Origin of the sequence: Streptomyces drozdowiczii (assembly GCF_026167665.1) — a bacterium.
Taxonomy (GTDB): domain Bacteria; phylum Actinomycetota; class Actinomycetes; order Streptomycetales; family Streptomycetaceae; genus Streptomyces; species Streptomyces drozdowiczii_A.
In genome coordinates this window covers 2653468-2680380 of record NZ_CP098740.1, presented here as the reverse complement: position 1 = coordinate 2680380, position 26913 = coordinate 2653468, and the positions used below count along the sequence as shown (strand labels likewise).

Below are 26913 nucleotides of genomic sequence, written 5' to 3'. Positions count from 1 at the left end.
CTCAGCCGGCCGCAGCCCGCTTCAGCGTCCGGGCCCGGCGCGCTATCCGGCGGACCGTCGCGTTGCGCGGGATGAACGTGAGCTGCGCCGGAATCGCCCCCGGCAGCCCGAGCGCGGTCAGCCGCCGCCGCTTGAAGTACCGCCGCACGCTGTCCCGGTGGCCGCTGAGATAGCGCTCGGCGACGGGGCGCAGGGGGCCTGGAGCTGCGGCTGCATCGCGTAGCCGACCGCGCCGACCAGCCCGGCGGTCCCGCGCGCGATCTCCTCGGGCGAGGGCATCGACCAGCCGGTCACCGCCGCCGGGTCGGCCAGGTCGGGGAGGAGCGCGTCCACGATGGTCACGGGGATGCGGTTGCTGTTCTGGTACGGGCTGAGCTGGTGCAGCAGCGGGCCCGTGCCCAGGCGGGCGACCGGCAGCCCGTAGAACGAGGCGGCGGTCAGCAGCGCGGTGGAGAAGCAGCCGACGACGAGGGCGGGGCGCATCGACTCGAACAGCGTCTCGGCCAGGACCGGGCTGTCCGCCACGGTGAGCGTGGCGCCGAGCCGTACCGCCTCCTCCTCCAGCGCGCGCGTCCAGTGGGCGGGCGCGCTGGGGTGCGGTTTGAAGACGATACGGGTGTGGCCCAGGGCGACCGCGCCGCGCACCATCTCCGCGTGCAGGTCCTCCTCCTGGCGGGGCGTCAGGATTCCCAGGGTGGACATGTACTGACCGAGAACGAGCACGGGGCCCGGGGCCTCGGGGGCGGCGACCGGGTCGGCCAGCTCGCCCAGCACCTTGAGGAACGCGTCCGTCGGGACGACCTCCGGCTCCACCCCGAACTCCGTGAGCAGCAGGGGCTTCAGCCCCGGCACCAGGTCCAGGTGGAGCAGGCGGCGGATGCGGGTGCCGACCAGCTGGTCGAGCCGGCTGCGGGTCGGTCCGTAGCTCATCAGGCCGTCCGCGTACACATGCAGCGGGCTGTCCCCGAAGACCGCCGCCAGCGCCTGCGCGGGGTTGGCCTGGATGGACTCGCAGGCCAGCTCGACCGGTTCGTCACCGAGGTCCCAGGCCGCGCGCACGGCCCGCTCCCACAGCGGGGCGTCCTGCTCCCGGGGCGCCCAGCCCGCCGGGTGGAACGGGCTGATGAAGTCGTTCCAGGACCGCACCGCGTCGAACTCGGCGGCCAGCGCCTCGAAACCGGGGCGCCGGTGCAGCGGAGTGCCCAGCTCCGGGGCGGGCGAGGTGTCGCTCACGACGAGGATGCGCCGGTGCTCGGAGCGCGGCCCGAACATGCCGGAGCGCAGGGCCGCGACGAGCGTGGCGGCGGCGTACTGCGTGCACGCCGAGAAGACCTGGGTGGTGCCGGGCATCAGGCCGCGACCTCCCGCGAGACGGAACGGCGGCGCACCCGGCGCAGCCGGTCCGCACGGCGTTCACCCAGCGAATTCAGCGTTTCCGCGAGAATGTCCTGGGGCATGCGCCGCAGCGAAGCCGCACTCATCGAGCGCAATTTCCTGGCCACTGCTGGTTCGAACCTTTCGATGGATTCCAAATGGTGCGCCATGACCGCGCAGTACGTACGCACGGCCTTCGGCATCAGCCGGTCCGCCTCCGGATCCAGGGCCGTTTCCTCCAGCACCTGGTCGAACGCGCGAATGAAGTCCAGCTGGCGCACATCGCCGATCTGGGTCAGCGAGGAGGCGACCCCGCGCCGGTAGAAGATCCCGGGCAGCCCGACCGCCGCGAAGGACTCGGCCTCCCGGTGCAGCCGCCAGATCCACGGCCGGTCCTCCGCCGTGCGCAGCCCGTCCCGGAACCGCAGCAGCCCCGAGTCCGCGAGCCTGCGGTGATAGGCCCCGGCCCAGGCGTACGCGTAGTCCACCGGCGTCGACCGGTCGGCCGGCAGGATCACCTCGCGCGGGCTGACCACGGTGTTCCGCAGCCCGAACGGGACGCGGTGGAGCGTGCGCACCCGGTCGGTGAACTGCACATGGTCCGTACGGACGAAATCGCAGCCCAGGGCCGTGATCGCGGCCAGCAGCCGCTCGTAGTGCCCGGGCGCCGCCCAGTCGTCGCCGTCCAGGAACGTGAGGTATTCGCCGCGCGCCGCGTCGATCCCCGTGTTGCGTGCGGTGGCCAGGCCCCCGTTCCGCTCGTGCGGGACCAGGACGGCACCCGGGAGTTCGCGCTCGGCGCGCTGAAGGATCTCCAGGGTCCCGTCGGACGAACAGTCGTCGACGAGGATGAATTCGACCCCCTCGCGGGCATTGGCCCGCAGACTTCTCAGGGTGTCGGGGGCGTAGGCCCGAACGTTGTAGAACGGCACGATGACGGAGAGCTTGACCACGCGGACCACGCTAGGGGTCGGTCCGGCATTTACCCTGGACCCGACGGGTACACCAGGTGAACGAAGAATGTCGGGCCAATGAACCGGCCCGATTCCCCGCCCCGGAACACCCATTCCATCAGCTGATTCTCCGGGTGTCGGCGGGCTGTTAACCCGCTGTTGCCGTCACGTTGGGCCGCGAATCCGAATGCCTTCCTAAATTCGGAGACGTGCCACGACGTACCGAAAAGACGACCGCCCTCAGGGCAGCCGTGATCGCCGACTCCGACACCCGGTGGAAATGGGGCGCGCTCACCGCGCACCGCCTCACCGCCCCCGTGTCCGGGGCGCCCGCGCAGCGGGTGGAGATCAGCGGACTGCTGCTGCGCGGCCGGGCGACCCCGACCCCCCGCCAGCTCGCCGAGGTCGGCGACGTGGGGATTCCGGCCGACCGGGTGCGCGAGGTCACGGCCGCCGAATTCCTGCACACCGTGAGGGACGAGGGATACGACGTCGTCGTCCTCGCCCTCGTCGGCGGCGCCGTCCAGGCCATGCTGCACGGCATCGCGGCGCTCCGGCTGCCCACGAGGCCCGTCCTCGTCACCGGCTACGTCGGCGTCGTCTACGAGAAGCTCACCGACGGGCTCCTGCTCCGCCACGGCGCCGACGTCGTCCTCGCCAACTCCCGCCACGACGCCCGGCGTTTCCGCGCGGTGTACGAGGGAGTGGGCGCCGACGCCTCGGCCGTCACCGAGGCCGCCCTCCCGTTCCTCGGCGGCGAGCCCTACCGGCCCGAACCGGGCCGCGACACCCTGGTGTTCGCCGCCCAGCCCTCCGTACCGGAGAACCGCGCCGACCGGACGTACCTGCTGCGCAGGCTGGTCGAGCACGCCCGGCTGCACCCCCGCCGCGAGGTGCTGCTGAAGCTGCGCTCCAGGCCCGGCGAGCACACCACGCACATCGAGGAGCACCCCTACCAGCGGCTCGCCGAGCGCCTGCCCGGCGGACTCCCGCCCAACTTCCGCCTGGTGTACGGGCACATGGGCGAGGTCCTGGACCGCACCGACCTCCTCGTCACCGTCTCCTCCACGGCCGCCCTGGAGGCCCTGCACCGCCGCATCCCCACCGCCGTCCTCACCGACCTCGGGGTGCGCGAAGCCCTCGGCAACCACCACTTCACCGGGTCCGGACTGCTCACCTCCTTCGACCACCTCGACGGCGGCGGGCACCCGGAACCCGACCCGGAATGGCTGGCCGGCCAGGGCGTCGCCGCCGACGGCAGCTACCCCACCGCGTACGACACCGCACGGGCCCGGGTCACCGCACTGCTGGCCCGGGGCCGGCTGCCCGACCCGGCGCCCTACTACACGCCCGCCACCGCCCCCGGCTACCTCCCCGGCATCCTCGCCCGCCACCACCTGGCCCCGGACGGCCACCCGCTGCCCGGCGCCGCCGCGCCCCGCGAGGCCGGCCGGGTCAGGACCGCGGTGCGCGAGGCGGTCCGGGACGCGGCCCGGGGCGCGTACCGGCACGGCGTCCAGCGCGTCGCCCCGGTCGTCCGGCGGATGGGGGAGCTGTGACCGCCACCGAAACCACACCCACCGGAGCACCGATGAACCGACCCACCGTGCTCGCCGTCATCCCCGCGCGCGGCGGCTCCAAGGGCGTCCCCGCCAAGAACCTCGCCCGGGTCGGCGGCGTCCCGCTCGTCGCCCGCGCCGTGAACGCCTGCCTGGCCTCCGGCGAGGTCACCGACGTCGTGGTGACGACCGACGCGCCCGCCGTCGCCGAGGCCGCCCGCGCGGCGGCCGAAGCCCTCGGCGAGAGCGGCCGGCTGCACTGCGTACAGCGCCCCGAGGAGATCGCCGGCGACACCGCGACCAGCGAGGCCGCCGTGCTGCACGCCCTCGACGCCTACGAGGCGCTGCGGGGACGTACCGCCGACGTCGTCCTGCTCGTCCAGTGCACCAGCCCCTTCGTCACCCGCGAGGACATCGACGGGGTCGCCGCCGCCGTCGCCCGCGAGGGCGCCGACACCGCCCTCACCGTCGCCCCCTTCCACGGCTTCCTGTGGCGCGACGGCACCGCGGTCGAGGACCACAACTACGGCGTCAACCACGACAAGCGGGTCCGCCCGCGCCGCCAGGACCGCCCCGAGGACCTGCTGGAGACGGGCGCCGCCTACGCCATGGACGCCGCGGGCTTCCGCACCCACCGGCACCGCTTCTTCGGCCACACCGCGCTGGTCCGCACCGACCCGGCGCGCGTCCTGGAGATCGACGACCCGCACGACCTGGCCCGCGCCCGCGCCCTGGCCCCGCTCCTGGACCCGGCCCCGCTGCCGACCCTGGACGACATCGACGCCGTCGTCCTCGACTTCGACGGGACCCAGACCGACGACCGGGTCCTCGTGGACTCCGAAGGACGCGAGACCGTCGCCGTGCACCGGGGCGACGGGCTCGGCATCGCCGCCCTCCGCAAGGCGGGCGTGCCGCTGCTGATCCTGTCCACCGAACAGAACCCCGTCGTCGCCGCCCGCGCCCGCAAGCTGCGCGTGCCGGTCCTGCACGGCGTCGACCGCAAGGACCTCGCGCTCAAGCAGTGGTGCGACGAGCAGTCCCTCGCACCCGAACGCGTCATGTACGTCGGCAACGACGTCAACGACCTCCCCTGCTTCGCGCTCGCCGGCTGGCCCGTGGCCGTCGCGAGCGCCCACGACTCGGTGCGCGCAGCGGCGCGCGCCGTGACGACCACCCCGGGCGGCTCCGGCGCCATCCGCGAGATCGCGGCCTGGCTCCTGGGCCCCACCCTCACCACGGCCTCCACCTCAGCCCCCACCCAGTAAGGAACACCCTCATGAGCACCTCCCGCCTGCGCACCCTCGGCAACCGCACCGCCGGACCCGGCAACCCCGTCTACATCACCGGCGAGATCGGCATCAACCACAACGGCGACCTCGACAACGCCCTCGCGCTGATCGACGTGGCCGCCGAAGCCGGCTGCGACGCCGTCAAGTTCCAGAAGCGCACCCCGGAGATCTGCACCCCGCGCGACCAGTGGGACATCGAGCGCGACACCCCCTGGGGCCGCATGACGTACATCGACTACCGCCACCGCGTCGAGTTCGGCGAGGACGAGTACCGGGCCATCTCCGAGCACTGCGCGAAGCGCGGCATCGACTGGTTCGCGTCCCCGTGGGACACCGAGGCCGTCGCCTTCCTGGAGAAGTTCGACGTCCCCGCCCACAAGGTCGCCTCCGCCTCGCTCACCGACGACGAGCTGCTGCGCACCCTGCGCGCCACCGGCCGCACGGTGATCCTCTCCACCGGCATGTCGACCCCGCGCCAGATCCGGCACGCCGTCGAGGTGCTGGGCTCCGACAACATCCTGCTCTGCCACGCCACCTCCACGTACCCGGCGAAGGCCGAGGAGCTGAACCTGCGGGTCATCAACACCCTCCAGCAGGAGTACCCCAACGTCCCGATCGGCTACAGCGGCCACGAGACGGGCCTCCAGACCACCCTCGCCGCCGTCGCCCTCGGCGCCGCGTTCGTCGAGCGCCACATCACCCTGGACCGCGCCATGTGGGGCTCCGACCAGGCCGCGTCCGTCGAACCGCAGGGCCTGTCCCGCCTCGTCCGCGACATCCGCACCATCGAGGCGAGCCTCGGCGACGGCGTCAAGAAGGTGTACGAGTCCGAGCTCGGCCCGATGAAGAAGCTCCGCCGGGTCCCGGGTGTCGTGGCGGAGAGCGACGCGGCGGCCCCGGCCGCCGAGCCGGTCGCGGTCTGACGGGCCGGCCGGTGAACCTCGCCTTCGTCGAGAGCCCGGTCCAGCTCCTGAACGTCCTGGAGTGGGCCGTCACCGAGGGAGGCGGCGGGCGCGTCCTGACCGACGTCACCGTCGTCGTCCTCCCCCCGGTCGACCCGATGTCGCGCGGCCAGCTGCGCCGGATGGCGGAGCTGGCCCGCGACGAGGGCATGACCGTGCGCTGGCAGGAGGCGCGCGGCGACTCGGGCACCCCCCTGAAGTCGCTGCGCGCCCTCACCCGGCTCGTCCGCAACGCCGACCACATCGTGATCGGCGACCCCTTCTCGCGTTACGTGCAGCTGCTGCTCACGCTCGTACGCCCCCGCCGCCTCACCGTGGTGGACGACGGCACCGCCACCATGGAGTTCGTCGCCCAGCTCACCCGGGGCGAGCGCCTGGTGCGCTGGCACCGGCGCGGCGGCCTCGGCCCGCGCGAGCTGGCCCTCGCCCCCGTGACGTCCACCGCGCGGCGCCGCTTCACGCCGTCGGCGGCGCGCGAGGTCGAGCTGTTCACCGCCATGCCCGTGGTCCCGCCGCCGGGCGTCACCCTCATCCCGAACACCTTCTCCTGGACCCGGTCCCGCTTCGGCCCGCCCTCGCTCACCAAGGGCGCGGACCTGGTCGGCACCTCGCTGGTCGAGACGGGCGTGGTGGACCGGGCCCGCTATCTGGAGGCGGTCGCCGCCCTCGCCCGTACGCACGGGGCCACCCGCTACTTCGCGCACCGCCGCGAGTCCACCGAGAAGCTGCACGCCCTGGAGGCGGTCACCGGCCTGGAGATCGTCCGCCCCGACCTCCCCCTGGAGCTCATCGCCCGCCGCGGTCCGATCGGCCGCACGGTGGTGAGCTTCCCGTCCACCGTGGTCCACACCCTGCCCCTCGCCCTGGCCGGCACCGAGGTGAAGGTCGCGGTCTGCGACATCGCCCCGGAATGGCTCCACGAAACGGCCTCCCCCCGCGCCCAGGGCTTCCTGAGCGGCGTCACGGAGACGGCCCGCGACGTCCACCGCCTGGCACCGTGGCGGGTCACGGCGGTGACGGGGGAGGCGTGAGGGGGCGCCGGGGGCTGTCCGCGCCCACCCCGCCCGAGCGCCGCTCCACCGCGAGGCGAGCGCCGGAGTGTACCCATCCCGCGCGCGTCCCACACGCTGAGACGCGGCCAAACATTCGCCTGTGTGGCTGAAGTTTTCTTGTTTCATGGTCAGTTGAGGAGGGAACAGGCTTACCCTTCAGAAGGTGAGCCAGTTGATCTGCCCCGAGTCCGAAGCCGGTCCCTCCCAGGGCGAGAGCCTGCCCGGCGCGCTGCCCGACGCCCTGCGCGCCGAGCTGATCGCCTTCCGCAGGGATCTCCACATGCACCCCGAGCTGGGCAAACAGGAGTTCCGCACCACCGCGGCGATCAAGGCCCGGCTGGAGCAGGCCGGGCTCGCGCCGAAGGTGCTCGCCTCCGGGACCGGGCTCCTGTGCGACGTCGGGACGCGCGGGGAGGACACCCGGCCGATGCTCGCGCTCCGGGCCGACATCGACGCGCTCCCCATCCCGGACACCAAGGCCGGGGTGCCCTACCGCTCCACCGTGCCCGACCGCGCCCACGCCTGCGGGCACGACGTCCACACCACCGCCGTGCTCGGCGCCGGCCTCGTCCTCGCCGAGCTGGACCGGCAGGGGCTGCTGCCCAACCCGGTGCGGCTGATCTTCCAGCCGGCCGAGGAGGTCCTGCCCGGCGGGGCGCCCGACGCGATCGCGTCCGGGGCCCTGGACGGCGTCGGCCGGATCATCGGCGTCCACTGCGACCCGAAGGTGGACGTCGGCCGGATCGGGCTCCGGGTCGGCGCGATCACCTCCGCCTGCGACCGCCTCGAACTCTCCCTGGACGGGCCCGGCGGCCACACCGCCCGCCCCCACCTGACCACGGACCTGGTCACCGCCGCCGCCAAGGTCGCCACCGAGGTGCCCGCCCTGCTGGCCCGCCGGGTCGACGCGCGGGCCGGGCTCGCCCTGACCTGGGGGCGCCTGGAGACGGGCCACGCCTGCAATGTCATCCCGCAGCACGCGGAGCTCTCCGGCACGGTCCGCTGCCTGGACCTCAAGGCGTGGCGCGAGGCGCCGGACCTGGTGCACGCCGCGATCGACGAGGTCGCCGGGATGCACCGAGCCAAGACGGTGATCAACTACGTCCGGGGCGTCCCGCCCGTCGTCAACGAGGCCGGCGCGATCGACCTCCTGGCCGGTGCGATGACCGCGCGCCGGGGCCCGTACGCCATCGAGGACACCGAGCAGAGCCTCGGCGGCGAGGACTTCTCCTGGTACCTGGAGCACGTCCCGGGGGCCATGGCGCGGCTCGGGGTCCGTACCCCCGGCGACACGCGCGGGCTCGACCTCCACCGGGGCAATTTCGACGTGGACGAGGAAGCGATCACGGTCGGTGTGGAGCTCTTCACCGCCTCCGCGTTGCTCCACGTCAACCACCTGTAACCGGACACGCCGCCCTGGGTTCGGCGCGCGTTCGCGACGATCCGATAACGGCTTCCGTACAGGGCTTTATCTGACATCTACGCGCGTTACGATCGCGGCGAAACCAGCGCCGGAAGAGGCGCTTCGGTCAGGTTTGAAGGAGCCTTCCCTTGCGCCGGGTATCCAAGTTCAGCGCCGCGATCGCCGTCACCGCGGCCCTCGCTCTCACCGCCACCGCGTGCGGCGAGTCGTCCGACGAGAGCAGCGGCTCCGACGACGGCAAGATGAAGATCGGCATGGCCTACGACGTCGGCGGCCGTGGCGACAACTCGTTCAACGACTCCGCCGCGCGCGGCCTGGACAAGGCCAAGGCCGAGTTCGGCGCCGAGACGAAGGAGCTGACCGCCAAGACCGGCGAGAGCTCGGCCGACCGCGACCAGCGCCTCCAGTCGCTCGCCGAGGGCGGCTACAACCCGGTCATCGCGATCGGCTTCGCGTACAAGGAGGCGGTCGACAAGATCGCGCCCAAGTACCCGAAGGTCAGCTTCGGCCTGGTCGACTCGGTCTCCGACGCGAAGAACGTCGCCAACATCGTCTTCACCGAGGAGCAGGGCTCGTACCTCGCCGGTGTCGCGGCGGCGCTGAAGTCCAAGGACGACAAGATCGGCTTCATCGGCGGCGTCGACCTCCCGCTGATCAAGAAGTTCGCGGCCGGTTTCCGCCAGGGCGTCCTGGACACCAAGCCGAAGGCCACGGTGCAGATCCAGTACCTGTCCACCGGCTCGGACCTCTCCGGCTTCGGCAGCCCCGACAAGGGCAAGGCCGCCGCCAAGGGCATGCTCGACAAGGGCATCGACGTCATCTTCGCCGCCGCGGGCGGCTCGGGCGCCGGCTCGATCGAGGCCGTCGCCGGCAAGAAGGGCGCCTGGTCCATCGGCGTCGACTCCGACCAGGCCAAGGACCCGGCCCTGTCGAAGTACGCCGACACGATCCTGACCTCGGTCGTCAAGAACGTCGACTCCGGCGTCTTCGACCTGGTCAAGTCCGTCAAGGACGGCAAGCCGCTGACCGGCACCCAGACGTACTCGCTGGCCAAGGGCGGCGTCAGCCTGACCCCCACGGGTGACCACCTCAAGGACATCCAGACCCAGCTCGACGAGGCGAAGAAGAAGATCGTCGACGGCACCATCACGGTCAAGACCACGACCTGATCCACCGTCGATCGGGGCCCGGCGAGCGGCTTCGGCCGCCCGTTCCGGGCCCCGATTCACGTACCCCCGGCGGGGTGGCGGCCACCTGTGATCAGGTGGCCAACGATTCGGCGACGCTACGCGCGTAGCGTCGGGACTGGAACCGGCCGGGCGCGATACGTTTTCCACCCCCCGCCTTCCCGTCCTCACCGCCCCCGCCCTCCGCTCCTGCCAAGGAGAGTGCGCCATCAACGCGTCCAGCAGTCCCAACGCCGTGGAGCTCCGCGGTATCACCAAGCGGTTCCCCGGGGTCGTGGCCAACCACGACATCGACATCACCGTGCGCCGCGGCACCGTCCACGCCCTCGTCGGCGAGAACGGCGCCGGCAAGTCCACTCTGATGAAGATCCTTTACGGCATGCAGAAGCCGGACGAGGGCACCATCGCGGTCGACGGCGAACAGGCCGTGTTCTCCAACCCGGGCGACGCCATCGACCGCGGCATCGGCATGGTGCACCAGCACTTCATGCTCGCCGACTACCTCACCGTCCTCGAGAACGTCGTCCTCGGCTCCGAGAAGCTGTACGGCATCGGGGACCGGGCCCGCGCCAAGATCCGCGAGATCTCCGACGCGTACGGCCTCGGCGTCCGCCCGGACGCCATGGTCGAGGACCTCGGCGTCGCCGACCGGCAGCGCGTGGAGATCCTGAAGGTCCTCTACCGGGGCGCCCGCACCCTGATCCTCGACGAGCCGACCGCGGTCCTCGTGCCCCAGGAGGTCGACGCGCTCTTCGACAACCTGCGCGAGCTCAAGGCCGAGGGCCTGACCGTCATCTTCATCTCGCACAAGCTGGGCGAGGTCCTGTCGGTCGCCGACGAGATCACGGTCATCCGGCGCGGCACCACCGTGGGCACCGCCGACCCCCGCAACACCACGACCAAGCAGCTCGCCGAGCTGATGGTCGGCAGCGAGCTGCCCTCCCCGGAGACCCGCGAGTCCACGGTCACCGACACGCCCATGCTCACCGTGGACGGCCTGCGGCTCACCGCGACCGACCCGGACGGCGCCGTGCGCGCCGTGCTCGACGGCATCACCTTCACCATCCACAAGGGCGAGGTCCTGGGCATCGCCGGCGTGGAGGGCAACGGCCAGTCCGAACTGGTCGACGCGATCATGGGCATGCGCACCCCGGACGCGGGCGTCCTCACGCTCGACGGCACGGACATCTCCCGCACCCCGACCCGCAGGCGCCGCGAGGGCGGCATGGCCGTCATCCCCGAGGACCGCCACCGGCACGGCCTCCTCCTGGAGGCCCCGCTCTGGGAGAACCGCATCCTCGGCCACGTCACCGAGCGGCCCAACAGCCGGGGCGCCTTCCTCGACATCAAGGCCGCCCGCACCGACACCGAGCGCATCGTCCGCGAGTACGACGTCCGCACCCCCGGGATCGACGTCACCGCGGCCTCCCTCTCCGGCGGCAACCAGCAGAAGCTGATCGTCGGCCGCGAGATGAGCCACGCGCCCAAGCTCCTGATCGCCGCGCACCCCACCCGGGGCGTGGACGTCGGCGCGCAGGCGCAGATCTGGGACCAGATCCGCGAGGCCCGGAGCGAGGGCCTGGCGGTCCTGCTGATCTCCGCCGACCTGGACGAGCTGATCGGGCTCTCCGACACCCTGCGCGTCATGTACCGCGGCCGCCTGGTCGCGGACGCCGACCCGGCGGACATCACCCCGAGGAGCTGGGCTCGGCGATGACCGGCGCGGCCAGCGGCCACCTGGAAGCGCCGGAGGAGGGCGAGGCGCCCGCCGCGCCCGCCACGGACGACGACACCGACCCCCGCGAAGGGGGAGAGGACCGATGAAGAAGATCGACAAGGAGCGGCTGCTCCTGGGGATCGCGGCCCCCGTACTCGCGATCGTGGTCGCCTTCCTGGTGACGGCACTCGTGCTCGCCGCCACCGGCAAGGAGCCGTTCAACGCCTTCGGCATCATGTTCGACTACGGCCTGAAGTCGGACAGCCAGGTCTACATCCTCAACAAGGCGACGACGTACTACCTCGCGGGTCTCGCGGTGGCCGTCGGCTTCCGGATGAACCTCTTCAACATCGGCGTCGACGGGCAGTACCGCCTCGCCGCCTTCTTCGCCGCCGCGCTCGGCGGCGCGCTGACCCTGCCCGGCGCCCTCCAGATCCCGCTGATCATCCTCACCGCGATGATCGTCGGCGCCATGTGGGCCGGCATCGCCGGTCTGCTCAAGGTCACCCGGGGCGTCAGCGAGGTCGTCTCGACCATCATGCTGAACTCCATCGCCACCGCGGTCATCGGCTACCTGCTCCAGCAGAACCGCCTCGGCCACCTCGACGAGGCCGGCACCAAGATCTCCACCAAGCCGCTCCCGGAGTCCTCGCACTTCTTCGAGTTCCCGACGACCCCGACGCCCGTCTGGGGCTTCATCGTCGTGGCCGTCGCCGCCGGCATCGCGTACTGGTTCACGCTCTCCCGCACCCGCTTCGGCTTCGACCTGCGCACCGTCGGCCAGTCCGGCTCCGCCGCCGAGGCCAGCGGGGTCAACGTCCGCCGCATGGTCATCACCTCGATGCTCATCTCGGGCGCCGTCGCCGGCCTCATCGGCATGCCGACGCTGCTCAACGACAGCCACGAGTTCAGCGGCGACTTCCCGGTCGGCATCGGCTTCACCGGCATCGCCATCGCCCTCCTCGGCCGCAACCACCCCGTCGGCATCGCGCTCGGCGCGCTGCTCTGGGGCTTCCTGGAGCGCGGCACCGGAAAGCTGGAGTTCGAGGGGTACGACAAGGAGATCGTCGGCGTGATCCAGGGCGTCATCGTCCTGTGCGTCGTCATCGCGTACGAAGTCGTCCGCCGCTACGGACTCAAGCGCCAGCAGAGCAAGGTCGGCGCGGAACTCGCCGCACAGGCCGCCCGTAACTCCGACCAGCAGGAGGTGTCGGCGTGAGCGCCACGGCGACTTCCACCCCGCCCCCGGCGGCCCCCAAGGTCTCCGGCGGCAAGAGCGGGCGTTCCCGCCTCTCCTTCCCCGTCATCCTGCTGATCGTCGCGGGCGTCCTGCTCGCGCTGTCCGCCGTGCGCGCCATCACCGGCGCCCAGGACGTCACCTCGGCGGGCCAGATCAGCGCCGCGCTCGCCATGGCCGTGCCGATCGGCCTCGCCGGTCTCGGCGGCCTCTGGTCCGAACGCGCCGGCGTGGTCAACATCGGCCTCGAAGGCATGATGATCCTCGGCACCTTCTTCGGCGCCTGGGCCGGCTGGCAGACCAGCCCCTGGCTCGGTGTCCTCGCCGGTGTCATCGGCGGCATGCTCGGCGGCCTGCTGCACGCGGTCGCGACCGTCACCTTCGGCGTCGACCACATCATCTCCGGCATCGCGATCAACATCCTGGCGCTCGGCTTCACCACCTACTTCGCCAAGCTGTGGTTCAACACCGGCGAGGCGGCGGCCAAGGGCGGCTCCCCGAAGCAGTCCCCGCCGGCCGACGAGATCACCTCGGTGACGATCCCCGGCCTCTCCGACGGACTGCGCTCCATCGAGAAGCACCACTGGTTCTTCGTCTCCGACCTGGCCGGCATCCTCGGCGGCCTCGTCACCAACCTCTCGCTGCTGACGATCCTGGCCATCGTGCTCTTCATCGGGACCTTCTTCGTCCTGTGGAAGACCGCGTTCGGCCTGCGGCTGCGGTCCTGCGGCGAGAACCCGGTCGCCGCCGAATCGCTGGGCGTCAACGTCTACACGTACAAGTACGTCGCGGTGATCGTCTCCGGCGGTCTCGCCGGGCTCGGCGGCGCCTTCCTCTCCCTGGTCACCTCGCACATCTACAACGAGGGCCAGACCGGCGGACGCGGTTACATCGGCCTCGCCGCGATGATCTTCGGCAACTGGCGCCCCGGCGGACTCGCCATGGGCGCGGGCCTGTTCGGCTTCGCCGACGCGCTCCAGCTGCGCAACGGCGGCGAGTCCGTCCACGCGCTGCTCCTGCTGCTGTTCGTGGTGCTCGTCGGCCTCGCCGTGTGGAAGCTCTACCGCAAGAGCTACCTGCAGGGCGTCGTCAGCGCGGTCATCGCGGCCGCCGTCCTGGTCTGGTACCTCGGTACGGACAGCGTGCCCACGGAGTTCGTCAGCGCCACGCCGTACATCGTCACGCTCCTCGTCCTCTCGCTCTCCGCGCAGCGGCTGCGGATGCCGAAGGCGGACGGCATGCGCTACCGCAAGGGCCAGGGCAAGTGACGCCCCCGCCCTTCACCGAGGCCGACTGGGAAGCCCTGCGGGCCGCGGCCCGGGACGCCATGTCCCGGGCGTACGCCCCGTACTCCGGCTACCCGGTCGGCGTCGCCGCCCGCGTGGACGACGGCCGTACGATCACCGGCTGCAACGTCGAGAACGCCTCGTACGGGATCGGGCTCTGCGCCGAGTGCGGACTGGTCTCCCAGCTGCACGCCACGGGCGGCGGCCGGCTGACCCACTTCACCTGCGTGGACGGGGCCGGCGAGAGCCTGGTCCCGTGCGGCCGGTGCCGGCAGCTGCTGTACGAGTTCGGCGGACCGGAGCTGATCCTGGAGACCCCGGACGGCTTCCGCACCCTGGACGAGATGCTGCCCCAGGCGTTCGGCCCGTCGCACCTCGGCTGACGCCTCCCGCCGGGCGGGCCCCCAGTGGGCCCGCCCGGCGCCTCTTTTCCCTCTATGCGCGTAGAGTCAACCGGACCCACGCGTTTGTACGTACCGGCCGGAAGGACGCCAGACCATGGACGCCATCTCCGTCATCCGCACCAAGCGGGACCGAGGCGAGCTGACCCCCGAGCAGATCGACTGGGTCATCGACGCGTACACCCGCGGCGAGGTCGCCGACGAGCAGATGTCCGCGCTGGCCATGGCGATCCTGCTGAACGGCATGAACCGTACGGAGATCGCCCGCTGGACCGCCGCGATGATCGCCTCCGGCGAGCGGATGAACTTCGCCGGCCTCTCCCGCCCCACCACGGACAAGCACTCCACCGGCGGCGTCGGCGACAAGATCACCCTGCCGCTCGCCCCGCTGGTCGCCGCCTGCGGCGCGGCCGTCCCCCAGCTCAGCGGCCGGGGCCTCGGCCACACCGGCGGCACCCTGGACAAGCTGGAGTCCATCCCCGGCTGGCGCGCCCACCTCTCGAACGCCGAGATGCTGGACGTCCTCGACACCACCGGCGCGGTCATCTGCGCGGCGGGCGACGGCCTGGCCCCCGCCGACAAGAAGCTGTACGCGCTGCGCGACGTCACCGGAACCGTCGAGGCGATCCCGCTCATCGCCAGCTCGATCATGTCCAAGAAGATCGCCGAGGGCACCGGCGCCCTGGTCCTGGACGTCAAGGTCGGCTCCGGCGCCTTCATGAAGACCCTGGACGACGCCCGCGAGCTGGCCTCCACCATGGTCGCCCTCGGCACCGACAGCGGCGTCCGCACGGTCGCCCTGCTCACCGACATGTCCACCCCGCTCGGCCTCACCGCCGGCAACGCCCTGGAGGTCCGCGAGTCCGTCGAGGTCCTGGCCGGCGGCGGCCCGAGGGACGTCATCGACCTCACGCTGGCCCTCGCCCGCGAGATGCTGGACGCGGCCGGCCTCAAGGACGCCGACCCGGAGAAGGCCCTCCAGGACGGCTCCGCGATGGACGTCTGGCGCCGCATGATCTCCGCCCAGGGCGGCGACCCGGACGCCGCGCTCCCGGTCGCCCGCGAGCAGCACGTCATCAAGGCGTCCTCCTCCGGCGTCCTGACCCGCCTGGACGCCTACGACATCGGCGTCGCCGCCTGGCGCCTCGGCGCGGGCCGCGCCCGCAAGGAGGACCCGGTCCAGGCCGGCGCGGGCATCGAGCTGCACGCCAAGCCCGGCGACGAGATCACCGCCGGCCAGCCGCTGCTGACGCTGCACACGGACACCCCGGAGAAGTTCGACTACGCCCTGAAGGCGCTCCCGGACGCGTACGACATCGAGCCCGCGGGCACCGCGTTCACGGCGACCCCGGTGGTACGGGAACGCATCGCCTGACCCCGATGCGATGAATTCCCGGCGCGCCGCCGGTCTGCTGAACATGAACCCCGAGCAGCCGGCGGCCGCCGTCGTCCTCCCGGACCCCCTCACCCGGGCCGATGTCCCCCGCCTCTGCACGGAACTGGCGGCGGCCCTGACGACGTCCCCGACCCCGGAGGCGGCCTGCGACGCGAGCGCGGTCGCCCACCCGGACCTGACGACGATCGAGGCGATCGCCCGCCTCTCCCTGACGGCCCGCAGAGCGGGCGCACCGAGCCTGCGCCTGCACGGCACCCCACCGGAACTCCGGGCACTGCTGGACCTGGTGGGGCTGGGGGAGACCCTTACCTGAGCCCGGCCTCAGTAATGCTCTTTGCATTACGCACAGTTGCGAATCTCGCGTCCGATGGTGGGGCCCTGGAGTGCAACCAGCCATGCCCTGGGCGAGCACAGGTCGCCAGTCGGCAATCAACGCCCGAGTCGATGTACAGGGCGCTGCCTCGGTGGCGTACGACGCCCGTTACACCTACGACGACGGCGGTAACGTCCGGTCCACCAGCTCACCACCGAGGTCGTGGACACCACGGCCACGTCGAGTACTCCCGCCGTCAAGCTGGCCAACACGTACTCCTACGATGCGACCGGCAACACCGAGCAGCGCGTCCTCAACGGCGACGCACAGAAGCTGAGCTGGGACAAGCAGGGTGAGCTGACCAAGGTCACCAACGCGGACGGCGCCACTACCGATTACGTCTACGACGCATCGGGCGACCGCCTGCTCAGCAAGACGGCCGAAGAGACGACGTTCTACCTGCCCGGCATGGAACTGCACCTGAAGAAGTCCACGGGTGCGGTGACGGCCGCGCGCTATTACAGCCTGGCCGGCCAGACCGTGGCGGTCAGGGACAACGGCGGTGTCACCTTCCTCGCCTCCGACCACCACGGCACGGCGCAGCTCGCCGTGAACGCGGCCACCGGCGCCACCCAGCGCCGCCGCATGGACCCCTTCGGAGCGGAACGCGAAGGGTCTGCGACGGACTGGGTCGACGACAAGGGCTTCGTGGGCGGCACGGTCCAGAAGGTCACGGGCCTCACGACCCTCGGAGCGCGGGAGTACGACGACTCGACGGGCCGGTTCATCTCCGCCGACCCGATCATCGACTACACCGACCCGCAGCAGATCAACGGCTACGCGTACAGCCTCAACAACCCGGTCACGTTCTCGGACCCGGGCGGCCTGGCGCCGGACGACTGCGCCCTGGTCGGCGTCGCCTGCAAGCCGACCGGCAACGGCGGCTGGGACGTCAAGCCCACAGGGCAGTACTACACGTACTACGGGGTGCAGGCGCCCACCGAGACCCCGTCTGATTACAAGGCCCGCCAGGCCCAGACGGACGCGGACATCGCCAAGCAGCGGGCGATAGCAGCGGCCAAGGAACTGGCCAAGATCGCCGCAGACGAACTGGGCATCACCGACGCCCTGGACTGCTTCACAACCGGAGCACTCGGCGCGTGCGGCGCAACCGCGGTCAACATCATTTCCAGTGCGGTCGGCGGAATCGTCGGCAAGCTGGCCAAGAAGTACGGCGTGCCTTGGAAGTGGAAAAAGGCGGCAGACCTCGGCAAGCGCCTCTGGAAGCTCGGCGACAAGCTGATCAGCGGAGTCAAGAACTGGCTCAGCAAGTCGAAGCTCGCCAACAAGCTGATGAGGGGCGGCTGCAACAGCTTCGTGCCGGGCACCGCCGTCCTGATGGCAGACGGGACCTCAAAACCGATCGAAGAGGTCAAGATCGGTGACAGGGTTCTCGCCACAGACCCTGAATCAGGAGAGACAAAGGCCCGAGAGGTCACGGCCGAGATCAAGGGCCAGGGCCTCAAGCACCTGGTCAAGGTCACGATCGACACGGACGGCGACAAGGGCGATGACACGGCCTCAGTCACCGCCACGGACGGCCACCCCTTCTGGGTGCCTGAACTCAACGCCTGGATCGAAGCCACCGACCTTGAGGCGGGAGAGCAACTCCGCACGAGTGCCGGCGCCCTGGTGCGGATCGACGGGGTCGAACGCTGGACTCAAGCAGCGACGGTCCACAACCTCACTGTCAGGGACCTGCACACGTACTATGTGCTGGCGGGTAAGACTCCGGTACTGGTCCACAATGCAAACTGCGTTGTAGGAACCCGGCAGTTTGACCACGCTTGGGACCAGCATTCACCTGGAGGGGCCTACCATAAGGCCGGAAAGGTGGAGAATGTATTTGCCGATGGCATCGACAAGACCCGATTCCGAGGGATGGTGGATGAGGCGATCAAGAACGGAACGCAGGTTCCTAGGTCTAAGTCCGACCCTCGCGGCGGATATTACATCGACTACGATTTCGGCGATGTGGAAGTCGGTGCGATGGGCCAGAACGGCATGAGAATAGCCGTTGATGGTGCGGGGAACTTCGTCACCGCGATGCCGAAGTTTATGTACTAGGGGACGAAGTGATCTCGTTTACATTCCTACCTCGCATCGACGATCCGTCCTGGGGTGCCGACGGCCTGTCGGGACTCTCAGCTCGCACGCTAACGGCCGATGACCTGACTTTTCACTGCTTCAGTTCCGACGTGGTGATCGGCGATGGGTGCAACGAGGTTCAATTGAGGACGCCTGGCCTCCCCGTCGTGGACTTTGTTCTGATGCTTGTTCAGCTGTGCCGCGAAGTCGTATCTTCCGGTGCGTCAGTTGTAGAATCCTCGCAAACTCAGGATTCAATTACAGCTGTGATGGTAGGAGGCGCGGTGGAGCTCTCCTATAGCTTTTCCGATGTGGTTTCAACGGTCCCTCTGTGCGATTTGAAGGAAGCCCCAAATATGGCTCTTCAGGCGGCCTTTGAGGTGCTTTTTTCCGCTCATGGCGACTTGAGGTTTAACGAGTATCTAATCGAACTTGCTGACCTCGTCCGATCGGACTGATCGGATTTCTCGCCTTTCAGGAGAGCTGAAAACGGGAGCCCCACCGAGCTGTGCTCGGTGGGGCTCCCGTGTCGTTTGACGGCAACGGTGACGGCAACGTCAGCGGACGACGGCCACGGCAGATGGATCGTCGTTGCCGTCGTCGGCTCGGCTGAGGGCGGCGCCGAGGGTGTCGATGGCTTGGTGAAGTGACCCCTTCGATGCCGACACCTGAACGGCAGGTCGCGTGGCGGCCTGCGGGTGGAAGTGGTCTGCCATGGCTCGTGGCAAGCAGTTCCCGGAAGAGTTCAAGAACGACGCGGTCGAGTTGGTGCTCTCCTCGCCGGAGAGGCCGGTCGCGGACATCGCCCGGTCGCTGGGCGTGCACAAAGCGACGCTGGGCACCTGGGTGGAGCGCGAACTGGGCCGGAGGCGCAAGGCAGCCGGCAACGACGGCGGTGACGTCGCGGTGAGCCGGGAGGTCGAAGCGCTGAAAGCGCAGGTCCGCGAGTTGGACCGGCTGCTGTCCGAGCGGAATCACGAGCTGGCGCATGCCCGGCAGGACATCGACATCCTGCAGAAGGCAGCCGCCTATTTCGCACGGGAGACGGGGCAGTGATCCGCTACCGCTTCGTTGATGAGATCCGCGCGGAACACCCGGTCAAAAGGGTGTGTGACCTGCTGGGATGGGACAGATCCAGCTACTACGGATGGAAGGAGCGCCAGCCCGCCAGAGACGCGAAGAGCGCCTCGGACGAGGACCTGCTCGTAGAGATCCGGCAGATCCACGATGCCTCGTCGGGAACCTACGGGGCCCTGCGTGTCACCCGGGCCCTGCACCGCCGGGGTGTCGTGGCGAACAGGAAACGGGTCGCGCGGATCATGCACGAGCACGCCATACAGGGCATGTCCAAGCGTCGGCGCAAGTCGTTGACCCGCCAGGACAGGAAGGCGGTGCCGGCGAGGGATCTGGTCAGGCGGGACTTCACCGCTCCGATGGCCGGTCTGAAACTCGTCGGAGACATCACCGAGCTGCCCACCGGGGAAGGCAAGCTGTACCTGGCGACGGTGATCGACCTGTGCACGAAGGAACTGGTCGGCTGGTCGATCGCCGATCACATGCAGGCGGAACTGACCGAAGCGGCTCTGCGCATGGCCCATCAGCAGGGCCGCACGGCGGGCAACGCGATCTTCCACACCGACCGCGGCAGCCAGTACACGTCCCGGCTCATGCAGAAACCTGCCGTGAGCTGGACATCCGCCAGTCGATGGGCCGGACCGGATCCTGCTACGACAACGCTGCCGCAGAGTCCTTCTTCGGCAGCCTCAAATCCGAGATAGGAAGGGAGACTTGGCCGACGAGGGCCGAGGCCAGGGCGGACACGTTCCGGTGGATCATCTACTACAACCACCGCCGTCTCCACTCAGCCATCGGCTACCAGACGCCGCACGAGGAACGGCAACGAAGAAGCCACCCCCTCACACTCGCGGCATAATCGGACGTGTCGGCCCCAAAGGGGTCAGGTCAATGTCTTCGCTAAGCCTCGTGCAACGACTGAACTTCTGATGCTCGATGTACCGAAAGAACGAGAGCGAGCTGAATGTGTCGAGCGCTGATGGTTACGACGAAGCGATGCCGGAGGTTCGCGAGTATGTCGCTGCGTACCAACGAGCACTTGAGCGTGTCCGGGCCAGTCACCATGGGCGGCCGATGGGCGAAGTGCGCCGGGCTCTCCTGGAGGAGTTCGAGGCTGAGGGGCTTCAAGTGTGGAGCGAGGTAGTAACAGATGCGGCGCGCATCATCGCTGGTGATGCGGACTGAAGTCCGGTGTCCTCAGACCGTTCCGACGTTCGCTTAGTGAATATTCGAGATCGGCACTAGTCCATTATCTGTCGTTATGCGTCACCTGACGGCAGTAGCTGACGGCAACGGCGGCGAACATAAGGGGGCGTTCGCCGCCGTTGCTGTGCGCGGTCAGGGGCGGTCGAGGGCGTTCACGAGCGTCGTCAGGGCCTCCCGTTGGAGGCGGAGGCGTACGTGGGCGTAGACGGTGGCGGTGACGCCGATGGGGGCGTGGCCGAGGAGTTCCTTAATCACGACGAGTTCGACGCCCTGTTCCAGGCGCAGGGTGGCGGTGGAGTGCCGGAGGTCGTGGAAGCGGATGCGGCGGAGGCCGGCCGTGCGGAGGAGCGTGTTGAAGGCGCGGGCGAGGTTGGTCGGGTCGATCGGTCGGCCCTGCGCGGTGGTGAACACATGCCCGTCGGGCTGCCACATGCTGCCCGCGGCCTCGTGCTCGCGTTTCTGCTGTTCGTGGTGGAGCTTCAGTGACTGGAGGCAGCGGGTGGGGAGGGCGATGCGGCGCTCGGAAGCCCGGGTCTTGGTGGGCAGCGTGATGAGCCCGCCTGCGGCGGTTCGCTGAAGTGTGCGGCGGATGGCGGCGGTGCCCTCGTCGAGATGAAGGCTGACCGTGGCCCGCACCGAGTACTACGACGACCCGAACGCACCCAAACCGAACAGCATGGTCGTCGCCGCATTCGCCGTCGTCACCGACGGCCACGGCCGCATCCTCCTCCAGCGCCGCCGCGACAACGACCTATGGGCACTGCCCGGCGGCGGCATGGACCTCACCGACTCCCTGCCAGGCACAGCCGTCCGCAAAGTCAAGGAAGAAACCGGCCTCGACATCGAGATCACCGGCCTGGTCGGCACCTACACCGGCCCGAAACACATCATCGCCTACACCGACGGCGAGGTCCGCCGCCGGTTCAACGTCTGCTTCACCGCCCGCATCACGGACGGCCGACTGGAGATCTCCGACGAGTCCACCGAACTCCGGTTCGTACCGCCGGAAGAGATCGAGCAGTTGACGATGCACCACACCCAACGACTCAGGCTCCAGCACTTCCTGGAACACCGCGAAAAGCCGTACCTGGGCTGAATCGTCTGACGGCAGTAGCTGACGGCAACAACCCCGCACAACCACGGACACCCACGTACCTCACCGGACCAGCAAACCGCGCTTGACCTGCATAAAAGCAGGTAGAGGGGTACCGCTTAGCACACGTACTATGTGCTGGCGGGGGCCACGCCGGTCCTCGCCCATATGCAAATAGTGGCTCCTGTCCGATTGCATTCGCGGTAGATTCCGCTGGCGAGGCGACAGCCCTCCCAGTGCATGAGATCGATTCAGCGGCGCACGCGCCGCAGGCGGCCAACTTCCAGCGGGCAGTGGCAGGCGGAGCTCCAGCCATTGTGACGAAGAGAGCTGGAGGGGAGGCAGCGACCAGGGCGGCGCGGCGCCAGGCGCAGGCACACGCACCTCGCCCACGGCGGTTCGCAGCGAATGCAATTTGGGAAGAGTATCCTTTTGCCTCGACTGTTGAGGGAGGGCGGGGCGCCACGCTCACTCTTTCCCCTGGATCAATCAAATCCAGCCACGGTGCGGCCCTGAAGAATTTCTATCGAGATGCCGGGGTTGATGTCGGCGATCAGTTCCTGGTCAGAGTCCGATGAGGAGAAAATAGGGTGCAACAAGACTGGCTTATGGCGCTTTGGCGCGAAGCGGAACATCTCGAACTTCCCGTCGTGGCTGACAGGGTACCGGGAGTTTCAGTCCGATTCTTGGAAAGTTCCTTCGGTAAGGCAGTCCCTTCGGAAGTTGCAGGCTGGTTCGGTGCATGTAATGGCGTCATGCATCGTTCCGGGCAAATCCAGAATGATGCGGCGCTAATTCCAGGGTACGAACCGCTATCCGTAGAAGATTCGCTTTCGATCAGGGTTGCCTATCCGCGCGAAGCCATCCTGCTTTCTGATTTCTATCCACTGCTGGGGTCAGGTGGAGGTGATTTCTACGCGGCGTCATACGATCAAGACGCGGGACTTTCCTATGTTGTGAGCGTCGTAGTCGGCGAAGAATCAAGAATCGCGTACCGGAGCATCAGCCAGATGGCCGAAAGCTTTGTTCAATGTTATAGAGATGGAATCTTCTTCCTTGATGGCGAGGGGGTTCTTCAGGCTGATGACGAAGCTTGGATTCAAAGAGAAATTGCGGCAGCTGGCGAGCTGCCGTTGTGATCAAATGCCCCCAGGGAAAGTTCCACTCCGCCGAGATCATGGTGCACCCCTGAATCCTGCAGCCAGTTATAGCGACCCGTGGCCTCCTCCTTATTGGCCTCCTCGCGTAACTAGATGAGTTCAGCGGTCCGGCGTCGTTGATGCCGGACCGCTTCACATATTGGAGTATTAGGCAATCGTGAATGCAAACGTCCAATTCATCACCCATGATACGCCGGCTGTTCGACCGGATCGAGCGCAGATCGCCCAAGTGGATCTGGCTCCCTTTGGGTTACCGAATCTCATGGAGCAAGTCTGGCTCAAGTCGATTGGTGGTGAGGAGTACGAAATGTGCTGCCTTCCCTTTCGAGTGTACGGTTTGGCTCTCGGGGATGTTGTCAGGCTTGACTTGACATCTCGAATTGTTTCAAGAATTAAAAGGCGGTCTGGTAATCGCGTCTTCCGTCTTTTCTTCCCGGTGTCGATCGCTGATCGCGAGTTTCGCTCTGTCAAGCGGACGATTGTGTCGAGAATTGAGAATTCCGGATTGTTGGCGGAATGGAGCGGGCCTCGCCATGTCGCTATCGATGTGCCGGTGAGTGGGTCAATTGATTCTGTGTGGGAGGTTGTGCGCGAAAATGAAGGCGTGATTCTGTGGGAGTGGGCGGATGTCGAAGAGTTTCGTGCGGAATGATCGATGCGGCAGGTGTGGTCCGTGGCCGCCCCGCCACCTCGCACTCGCGGCATAATTGGATGGGTCGGTCTGAAAGGGGTCGGGTCGGATAGCTGCCAAGTGCATCGATCCGAACGAAGGGTGGGCCCCTCACAGTCGGAACGACAGGTCAGGCCGCCCCCAACCGCCCCGGCAGCCCGAACAGCGGGAACCAGCGGTCCGCGTCCAGGAAGCAGTGCATCCCCGTGATCGCCCCGCCCTGGATGTCGATGACCTGGAGCGCCCAGGGGACGAAGCCCGGGCCCTCCGGATTCGGCTTGTAGTGCGCGAAGGCCGGGGTGCCGTTGGCGGAGGTCGCCAGCAGGCGGGAGCCGGCGCAGCCCGCGCCCAGGGACGTCATGAAGCCCGTGATGTCGTCGTGGCCCCGGAGCCACAGGTCGAACGGCGGCATCGTCATCACCGCGTCCTCGTGGAGGAGGGCGGTCAGCGCCTTCATGTCGTAGCCCTCGAAGGCCGCCACGTACCGTTCGAGCAGGGCCGTCTGCTCCGCGTCCAGGGGGTCCGCCGCGTCCGCCGCCACGGACTCGTGGTCGGTCAGGGTCGCCCGGGCCCGCTGGAGGGCGCTGTTGACCGAGGCGACCGAGGTGCCGAGCAGCTCCGCGACCTCCGCGGCCTTCCACGCCAGCACCTCGCGCAGGATGAGCACCGCGCGCTGCTTCGGCGGCAGGTGCTGGAGCGCCGCGACGAACGCGAGGCGCACCGACTCGCGCGCCACCGCCGCCTCCGCCGGATCGTCGGTCGTCGGGATGATCCGGCCGTCCGGCATCGGCTCCAGCCAGGTGTTCTCCGGCAGCGGGTTGAGCGCGGCCTGCGCGAGCGGCGTCGGCCCGGTCAGATCGACCGGCCGGGCCCGCCGCTTGCCCGCGTTCAGCATGTCGAGGCAGACGTTGGTCGCGATGCGGTACAGCCAGGACCGCAGCGAGGACCGGCCCTCGAACTTGTCGAAGCTGCGCCAGGCCCGTACCAGCGTGTCCTGGACCGCGTCCTCCGCCTCGAACGCCGAGCCGAGCATCCGGTAGCAGTAACCGGTCAGCTCGACCCGGTGCCCTTCCAGACGGCTGTCGATGTCGCCCGGCGCGCCGGGACCCGCTGCCGCCGCTGTCAGTTCACTCATCGCCGATCCACCCTGTCGTGCCGTGATGCCGCTCACTTCGTCCAGTACTTCGGAAGCTACAGCGGGGCACTGACAACGGGCGGGCGAGCGGCAGCCGTCAGGTCCCCGGCTTGCGGCCGTACACGTAGACGTCGTCGCCGTTCTTCAACAAATTCCAGTATGACTTCGCGTCCGAGGTGCGCATGTTGACGCAACCGTGCGACCCCGGCGGATTCCACATCTTCACGCCGACCGCGTGGAACGCCTGGCCGCCGTCGAAGAACTGCGAGTACGGCATGGACACGTTGTAGAGGGACGACACATGGTTCTTGTGGCGCCAGTAGATCTTCTTGGCGCCCGTCCGCGTCTCGTACTTGTCCCGCCCCGTCCGCACCGGCACCGGCCCGAACTTCAGCTTCTTGCCGTCCTGGATCCAGCTGATCTGCCGCGTCAGGTCGACGCAGGCGATGCGCCCCTTGTTGGTCGGGCACTTCCCGGCCTTGTTCGGGTTCTTGCCGGCCGCCTTCTGCGCGGTGAGCGTCTGCATCGTGCGCCAGGTGACCGGTCCCGCGTAACCGATGGTCGGAGTGACCCCGTACGTGCTCTGGAACGACCGGATCTTCGCGCAGTCCGCCGAAGACTGCTTGCCGTCCACCTTCAGGTGCAGGTACTTCTCCACCTGCTTCTGGTACGGGCCCGTGGACGTCGTGCAGGACGCCGCCTGCGCGGCGGTGCCCGTACCGAGGACGAACGCCGGTATCGCGGTCAGACCCGCGACGGACAGGACGAGTCCCCGCCGCGCCCGTACGCCCGTAATGCCCCGTATGTTCCGCATGTTCTTCCTGACTCCCATGTACGCCAACTCCCCTTCGCGCGCACTGCGGTGATTCCGCCTGCTAGACGCGCGAAGGGGAGCGGCAGGTTGTGCGCCGAATGTCTCAGTTCTGTACGGGCGCCACGGCGGCGGGCCGCAGCCGTTCGGCGCGGGCGGCCCGCGTCCCGTACAGCGTGATGGATACGACTCCGAGGACCGCGAGCAGTCCCAGCGCGACCGTGCCCGCCCAGCCGCCGGCGTGGAAGGCCACCGCTCCGAGCGTGCCGCCCGCGCTGGAGCCGAGGTAGTACGCCGACTGGTACAGCGCCGACGCCTGGGCGCGGCCGGTCGTCGCCGTACGGCTCACCGAGGAGGAGGCGACCGCGTGCCCGGCGAAGAAGCCGGCCGTGATCAGCACCAGGCCGAGGAGCACGGCGGCCAGCCGGTCGCCCAGCGAGAGCAGCAGCCCGGCGGCCGTGGTCGAGACCGCGAGGTACAGCGCGCCCCGCCGCCCCAGCCGGGCGACCAGCCGTCCGGCGGCGGCGGAGGAGACCGTGCCGACCAGGTACACGAGGAAGATCGAACCGACGATGCCCTGCGGCAGGTTGAACGGGGCCTCGACCAGCCGGTATCCGATGACCGTGTACACGGCCCCGAACACCGTCATGAACAGCGCGCCGATCGCGTACAGCCGCCGCAGCAGCGGGTTGGCGAGGTGCGAACCGACGGTACGCGCGAGCGCCTTCGGGTTCAGCGTGCCCGGGGTGAAGTTCCGGGCGCGCGGGATCATGAAGTGGAAGACGACCGCGCAGGCCACGGCCAGCAGCCCGACCGCGCCGAGCGCCGCCCGCCAGCCCCACAGCTGCGCGATCCAGCCGGTGAGGATGCGACCGCTCATGCCGCCGATGCTGTTGCCGGCCACGAACAGCCCGATCGCGGCGACGAGCGCCTTGGGCCGCACCTCCTCCGCCAGGTACGCCATCGCGGAGGCGGGCAGTCCGGCGAGCGCGGCGCCCTGGACCGCGCGCAGCGCGATCAGCCAGCCCAGCGAGGGGGCGAACGGCACGAACAGGCCGACCGTCACCGCGATCACCAGCGAGGCGGTCATCATCTGCCGCCGCCCGAACCGCTCGGACAGCGCGCTCATCGGCAGCACGCACAGTGCCAGCGCCCCGGTCGCGGCGGACACCGTCCAGCTCGCCTGCCCGGCCGTCGCGCCGAAGGACGCGGAGACGGCGGGCAGCAGCGCCTGCGTGGAGTAGAGGAGCGCGAACGTCGCGACACCGGCGGCGAAGAGGGCGAAGCTCATCCGGCGGTAGCCGGGGCGCCCGGGTGCGAGCCGGTCGGTGGTGTCGGTGACGGGGGACGACTGGGTCGAGGCGGCCACGGTGAGGGTGGACGCCCCGGTACTGGCGGGAGGCATGCCAGGAACGTATGCCGCCCGTGATTCATGCGTCCAATGCACAAACAGCGAATAATCAATCC

General features: G+C 69.2%; 24 protein-coding genes and 3 pseudogenes. 21 read left to right on the top strand and 6 right to left on the bottom strand.

Translation table 11 applies throughout. The annotated features are described in order from the left end of the window. Position 1: 1 nt before the first annotated feature. Both NEH16_RS11920 and NEH16_RS11915 read right to left on the bottom strand, forming a co-directional pair. A pseudogene (locus NEH16_RS11920) lies at positions 2-1350 on the bottom strand (polysialyltransferase family glycosyltransferase). Further along, positions 1350-2327, bottom strand: a complete 978-nt coding sequence (locus tag NEH16_RS11915; protein WP_265541915.1) for a glycosyltransferase family 2 protein — start codon at positions 2325-2327, stop codon at positions 1350-1352. Before NEH16_RS11915 ends, NEH16_RS11920 begins: the two are co-directional and overlap by 1 nt. Before the next feature lie 209 nt (positions 2328-2536). Between NEH16_RS11915 and NEH16_RS11910 the strand changes: the two genes are divergently transcribed. The 17 genes and pseudogenes from NEH16_RS11910 (at position 2537) to NEH16_RS33875 (ending at position 20230) form a co-directional block, all read left to right on the top strand. Beyond that, positions 2537-3886, top strand: a complete 1350-nt coding sequence (locus NEH16_RS11910; protein WP_265541913.1) for a DUF6716 putative glycosyltransferase — start codon at positions 2537-2539, stop codon at positions 3884-3886. Between the two features lie 32 nt (positions 3887-3918). After that, the gene (locus tag NEH16_RS11905) at positions 3919-5151 is read left to right on the top strand and encodes an acylneuraminate cytidylyltransferase (RefSeq protein ID WP_265541911.1); all 1233 of its coding nucleotides are present in this window, start codon (positions 3919-3921) and stop codon (positions 5149-5151) included. Positions 5152-5162: 11 nt separating this feature from the next. Continuing rightward, complete coding sequence (locus NEH16_RS11900; protein ID WP_073964315.1) at positions 5163-6098, top strand: N-acetylneuraminate synthase family protein; 936 nt, start codon at positions 5163-5165, stop codon at positions 6096-6098. A gap of 11 nt (positions 6099-6109) precedes the next feature. Next, positions 6110-7168, top strand: a complete 1059-nt coding sequence (locus NEH16_RS11895; protein ID WP_265541909.1) for a hypothetical protein — start codon at positions 6110-6112, stop codon at positions 7166-7168. Positions 7169-7361: 193 nt separating this feature from the next. Then, positions 7362-8591, top strand: coding sequence for an amidohydrolase (locus tag NEH16_RS11890; RefSeq protein WP_073964313.1), 1230 nt, complete (start codon positions 7362-7364; stop codon positions 8589-8591). A 149-nt stretch (positions 8592-8740) separates the two neighbouring features. After that, complete coding sequence (locus NEH16_RS11885; RefSeq protein WP_073964312.1) at positions 8741-9781, top strand: BMP family lipoprotein; 1041 nt, start codon at positions 8741-8743, stop codon at positions 9779-9781. A gap of 253 nt (positions 9782-10034) precedes the next feature. Beyond that, positions 10035-11623: pseudogene (locus NEH16_RS11880) on the top strand (ABC transporter ATP-binding protein). Next, positions 11620-12735 (top strand): ABC transporter permease, encoded by a 1116-nt coding sequence (locus NEH16_RS11875; protein WP_073964310.1) that lies wholly within the window; start codon positions 11620-11622, stop codon positions 12733-12735. Before NEH16_RS11880 ends, NEH16_RS11875 begins: the two are co-directional and overlap by 4 nt. After that, positions 12732-14021, top strand: coding sequence for an ABC transporter permease (locus tag NEH16_RS11870; RefSeq protein WP_265541907.1), 1290 nt, complete (start codon positions 12732-12734; stop codon positions 14019-14021). The genes NEH16_RS11875 and NEH16_RS11870 overlap by 4 nt, the downstream gene beginning before the upstream one ends. After that, the gene (locus tag NEH16_RS11865; protein WP_073964308.1) at positions 14018-14422 is read left to right on the top strand and encodes a cytidine deaminase; all 405 of its coding nucleotides are present in this window, start codon (positions 14018-14020) and stop codon (positions 14420-14422) included. The genes NEH16_RS11870 and NEH16_RS11865 overlap by 4 nt, the downstream gene beginning before the upstream one ends. A 115-nt stretch (positions 14423-14537) precedes the next feature. After that, the gene (locus tag NEH16_RS11860; RefSeq protein ID WP_265541903.1) at positions 14538-15815 is read left to right on the top strand and encodes a thymidine phosphorylase; all 1278 of its coding nucleotides are present in this window, start codon (positions 14538-14540) and stop codon (positions 15813-15815) included. Between the two features lie 10 nt (positions 15816-15825). Beyond that, entirely contained in the window at positions 15826-16149 is a 324-nt protein-coding gene (locus NEH16_RS11855) for an STAS domain-containing protein (RefSeq protein WP_308286020.1), read from the top strand. A gap of 222 nt (positions 16150-16371) precedes the next feature. Next, complete coding sequence (locus NEH16_RS11850; RefSeq protein ID WP_265541902.1) at positions 16372-18276, top strand: polymorphic toxin-type HINT domain-containing protein; 1905 nt, start codon at positions 16372-16374, stop codon at positions 18274-18276. Positions 18277-18464: 188 nt separating this feature from the next. Continuing rightward, positions 18465-18755, top strand: a complete 291-nt coding sequence (locus tag NEH16_RS11845; protein WP_265541900.1) for a hypothetical protein — start codon at positions 18465-18467, stop codon at positions 18753-18755. A 256-nt stretch (positions 18756-19011) separates the two neighbouring features. Beyond that, on the top strand, positions 19012-19353 hold the full coding sequence (locus NEH16_RS11840; protein ID WP_265541898.1) for a transposase: 342 nt from the start codon (positions 19012-19014) through the stop codon (positions 19351-19353). Then, positions 19350-20075, top strand: coding sequence for an IS3 family transposase (locus NEH16_RS11835; RefSeq protein ID WP_265541896.1), 726 nt, complete (start codon positions 19350-19352; stop codon positions 20073-20075). Before NEH16_RS11840 ends, NEH16_RS11835 begins: the two co-directional genes overlap by 4 nt. Then, positions 20003-20230, top strand: coding sequence for an integrase core domain-containing protein (locus NEH16_RS33875; RefSeq protein WP_374215663.1), 228 nt, complete (start codon positions 20003-20005; stop codon positions 20228-20230). The genes NEH16_RS11835 and NEH16_RS33875 overlap by 73 nt, the downstream gene beginning before the upstream one ends. Positions 20231-20709: 479 nt before the next feature. Here the strand turns inward: NEH16_RS33875 and NEH16_RS11830 are convergent. Further along, a pseudogene (locus tag NEH16_RS11830) lies at positions 20710-21195 on the bottom strand (site-specific integrase); the annotation flags it as partial. A gap of 7 nt (positions 21196-21202) precedes the next feature. On the opposite strand from NEH16_RS11830, the gene NEH16_RS11825 reads away from it, so the two are divergent. The 4 genes from NEH16_RS11825 to NEH16_RS11815 all read left to right on the top strand — a co-directional run bounded on the left by NEH16_RS11825 (position 21203) and on the right by NEH16_RS11815 (position 23482). Further along, complete coding sequence (locus tag NEH16_RS11825) at positions 21203-21673, top strand: NUDIX domain-containing protein (RefSeq protein ID WP_265541894.1); 471 nt, start codon at positions 21203-21205, stop codon at positions 21671-21673. Positions 21674-21906: 233 nt separating this feature from the next. Next, positions 21907-22248: a NucA/NucB deoxyribonuclease domain-containing protein gene (locus tag NEH16_RS33870; protein WP_374215664.1), complete on the top strand. Its 342-nt coding sequence runs from the start codon at positions 21907-21909 to the stop codon at positions 22246-22248. A gap of 12 nt (positions 22249-22260) precedes the next feature. Further along, positions 22261-22809: a hypothetical protein gene (locus NEH16_RS11820; protein ID WP_265541892.1), complete on the top strand. Its 549-nt coding sequence runs from the start codon at positions 22261-22263 to the stop codon at positions 22807-22809. Positions 22810-22987: 178 nt separating this feature from the next. Continuing rightward, complete coding sequence (locus NEH16_RS11815; RefSeq protein ID WP_265541890.1) at positions 22988-23482, top strand: DUF4265 domain-containing protein; 495 nt, start codon at positions 22988-22990, stop codon at positions 23480-23482. A 148-nt stretch (positions 23483-23630) separates the two neighbouring features. On the opposite strand, the gene NEH16_RS11810 is transcribed toward NEH16_RS11815, so the two are convergent. The 3 genes from NEH16_RS11810 to NEH16_RS11800 form a co-directional block, all read right to left on the bottom strand. Next, positions 23631-24635, bottom strand: coding sequence for a sigma-70 family RNA polymerase sigma factor (locus NEH16_RS11810; protein WP_265541889.1), 1005 nt, complete (start codon positions 24633-24635; stop codon positions 23631-23633). A gap of 97 nt (positions 24636-24732) precedes the next feature. Beyond that, positions 24733-25449 carry a L,D-transpeptidase family protein gene (locus NEH16_RS11805; protein WP_073964305.1) on the bottom strand — a complete coding sequence of 239 codons (717 nt, stop codon included), beginning with the start codon at positions 25447-25449 and terminating at the stop codon, positions 24733-24735. A 103-nt stretch (positions 25450-25552) separates the two neighbouring features. Beyond that, on the bottom strand, positions 25553-26851 hold the full coding sequence (locus tag NEH16_RS11800; RefSeq protein ID WP_265541887.1) for an MFS transporter: 1299 nt from the start codon (positions 26849-26851) through the stop codon (positions 25553-25555). Positions 26852-26913: the final 62 nt, after the last annotated feature.

Coding starts and splice junctions, on each gene's coding strand:
- NEH16_RS11900 (WP_073964315.1), top strand. CDS start 5,163: ATGAGCACCTCCCGCCTGCGCACCCTCGGCAACCGCACCGCCGGACCC.
- NEH16_RS11875 (WP_073964310.1), top strand. CDS start 11,620: ATGAAGAAGATCGACAAGGAGCGGCTGCTCCTGGGGATCGCGGCCCCC.
- NEH16_RS33875 (WP_374215663.1), top strand. CDS start 20,003: ATGGGCCGGACCGGATCCTGCTACGACAACGCTGCCGCAGAGTCCTTC.
- NEH16_RS11905 (WP_265541911.1), top strand. CDS start 3,919: ATGAACCGACCCACCGTGCTCGCCGTCATCCCCGCGCGCGGCGGCTCC.
- NEH16_RS11810 (WP_265541889.1), bottom strand. CDS start 24,635: ATGAGTGAACTGACAGCGGCGGCAGCGGGTCCCGGCGCGCCGGGCGAC.
- NEH16_RS11855 (WP_308286020.1), top strand. CDS start 15,826: ATGAATTCCCGGCGCGCCGCCGGTCTGCTGAACATGAACCCCGAGCAG.
- NEH16_RS11800 (WP_265541887.1), bottom strand. CDS start 26,851: ATGCCTCCCGCCAGTACCGGGGCGTCCACCCTCACCGTGGCCGCCTCG.
- NEH16_RS11840 (WP_265541898.1), top strand. CDS start 19,012: ATGGCTCGTGGCAAGCAGTTCCCGGAAGAGTTCAAGAACGACGCGGTC.
- NEH16_RS11805 (WP_073964305.1), bottom strand. CDS start 25,449: ATGCGGAACATACGGGGCATTACGGGCGTACGGGCGCGGCGGGGACTC.
- NEH16_RS11860 (WP_265541903.1), top strand. CDS start 14,538: ATGGACGCCATCTCCGTCATCCGCACCAAGCGGGACCGAGGCGAGCTG.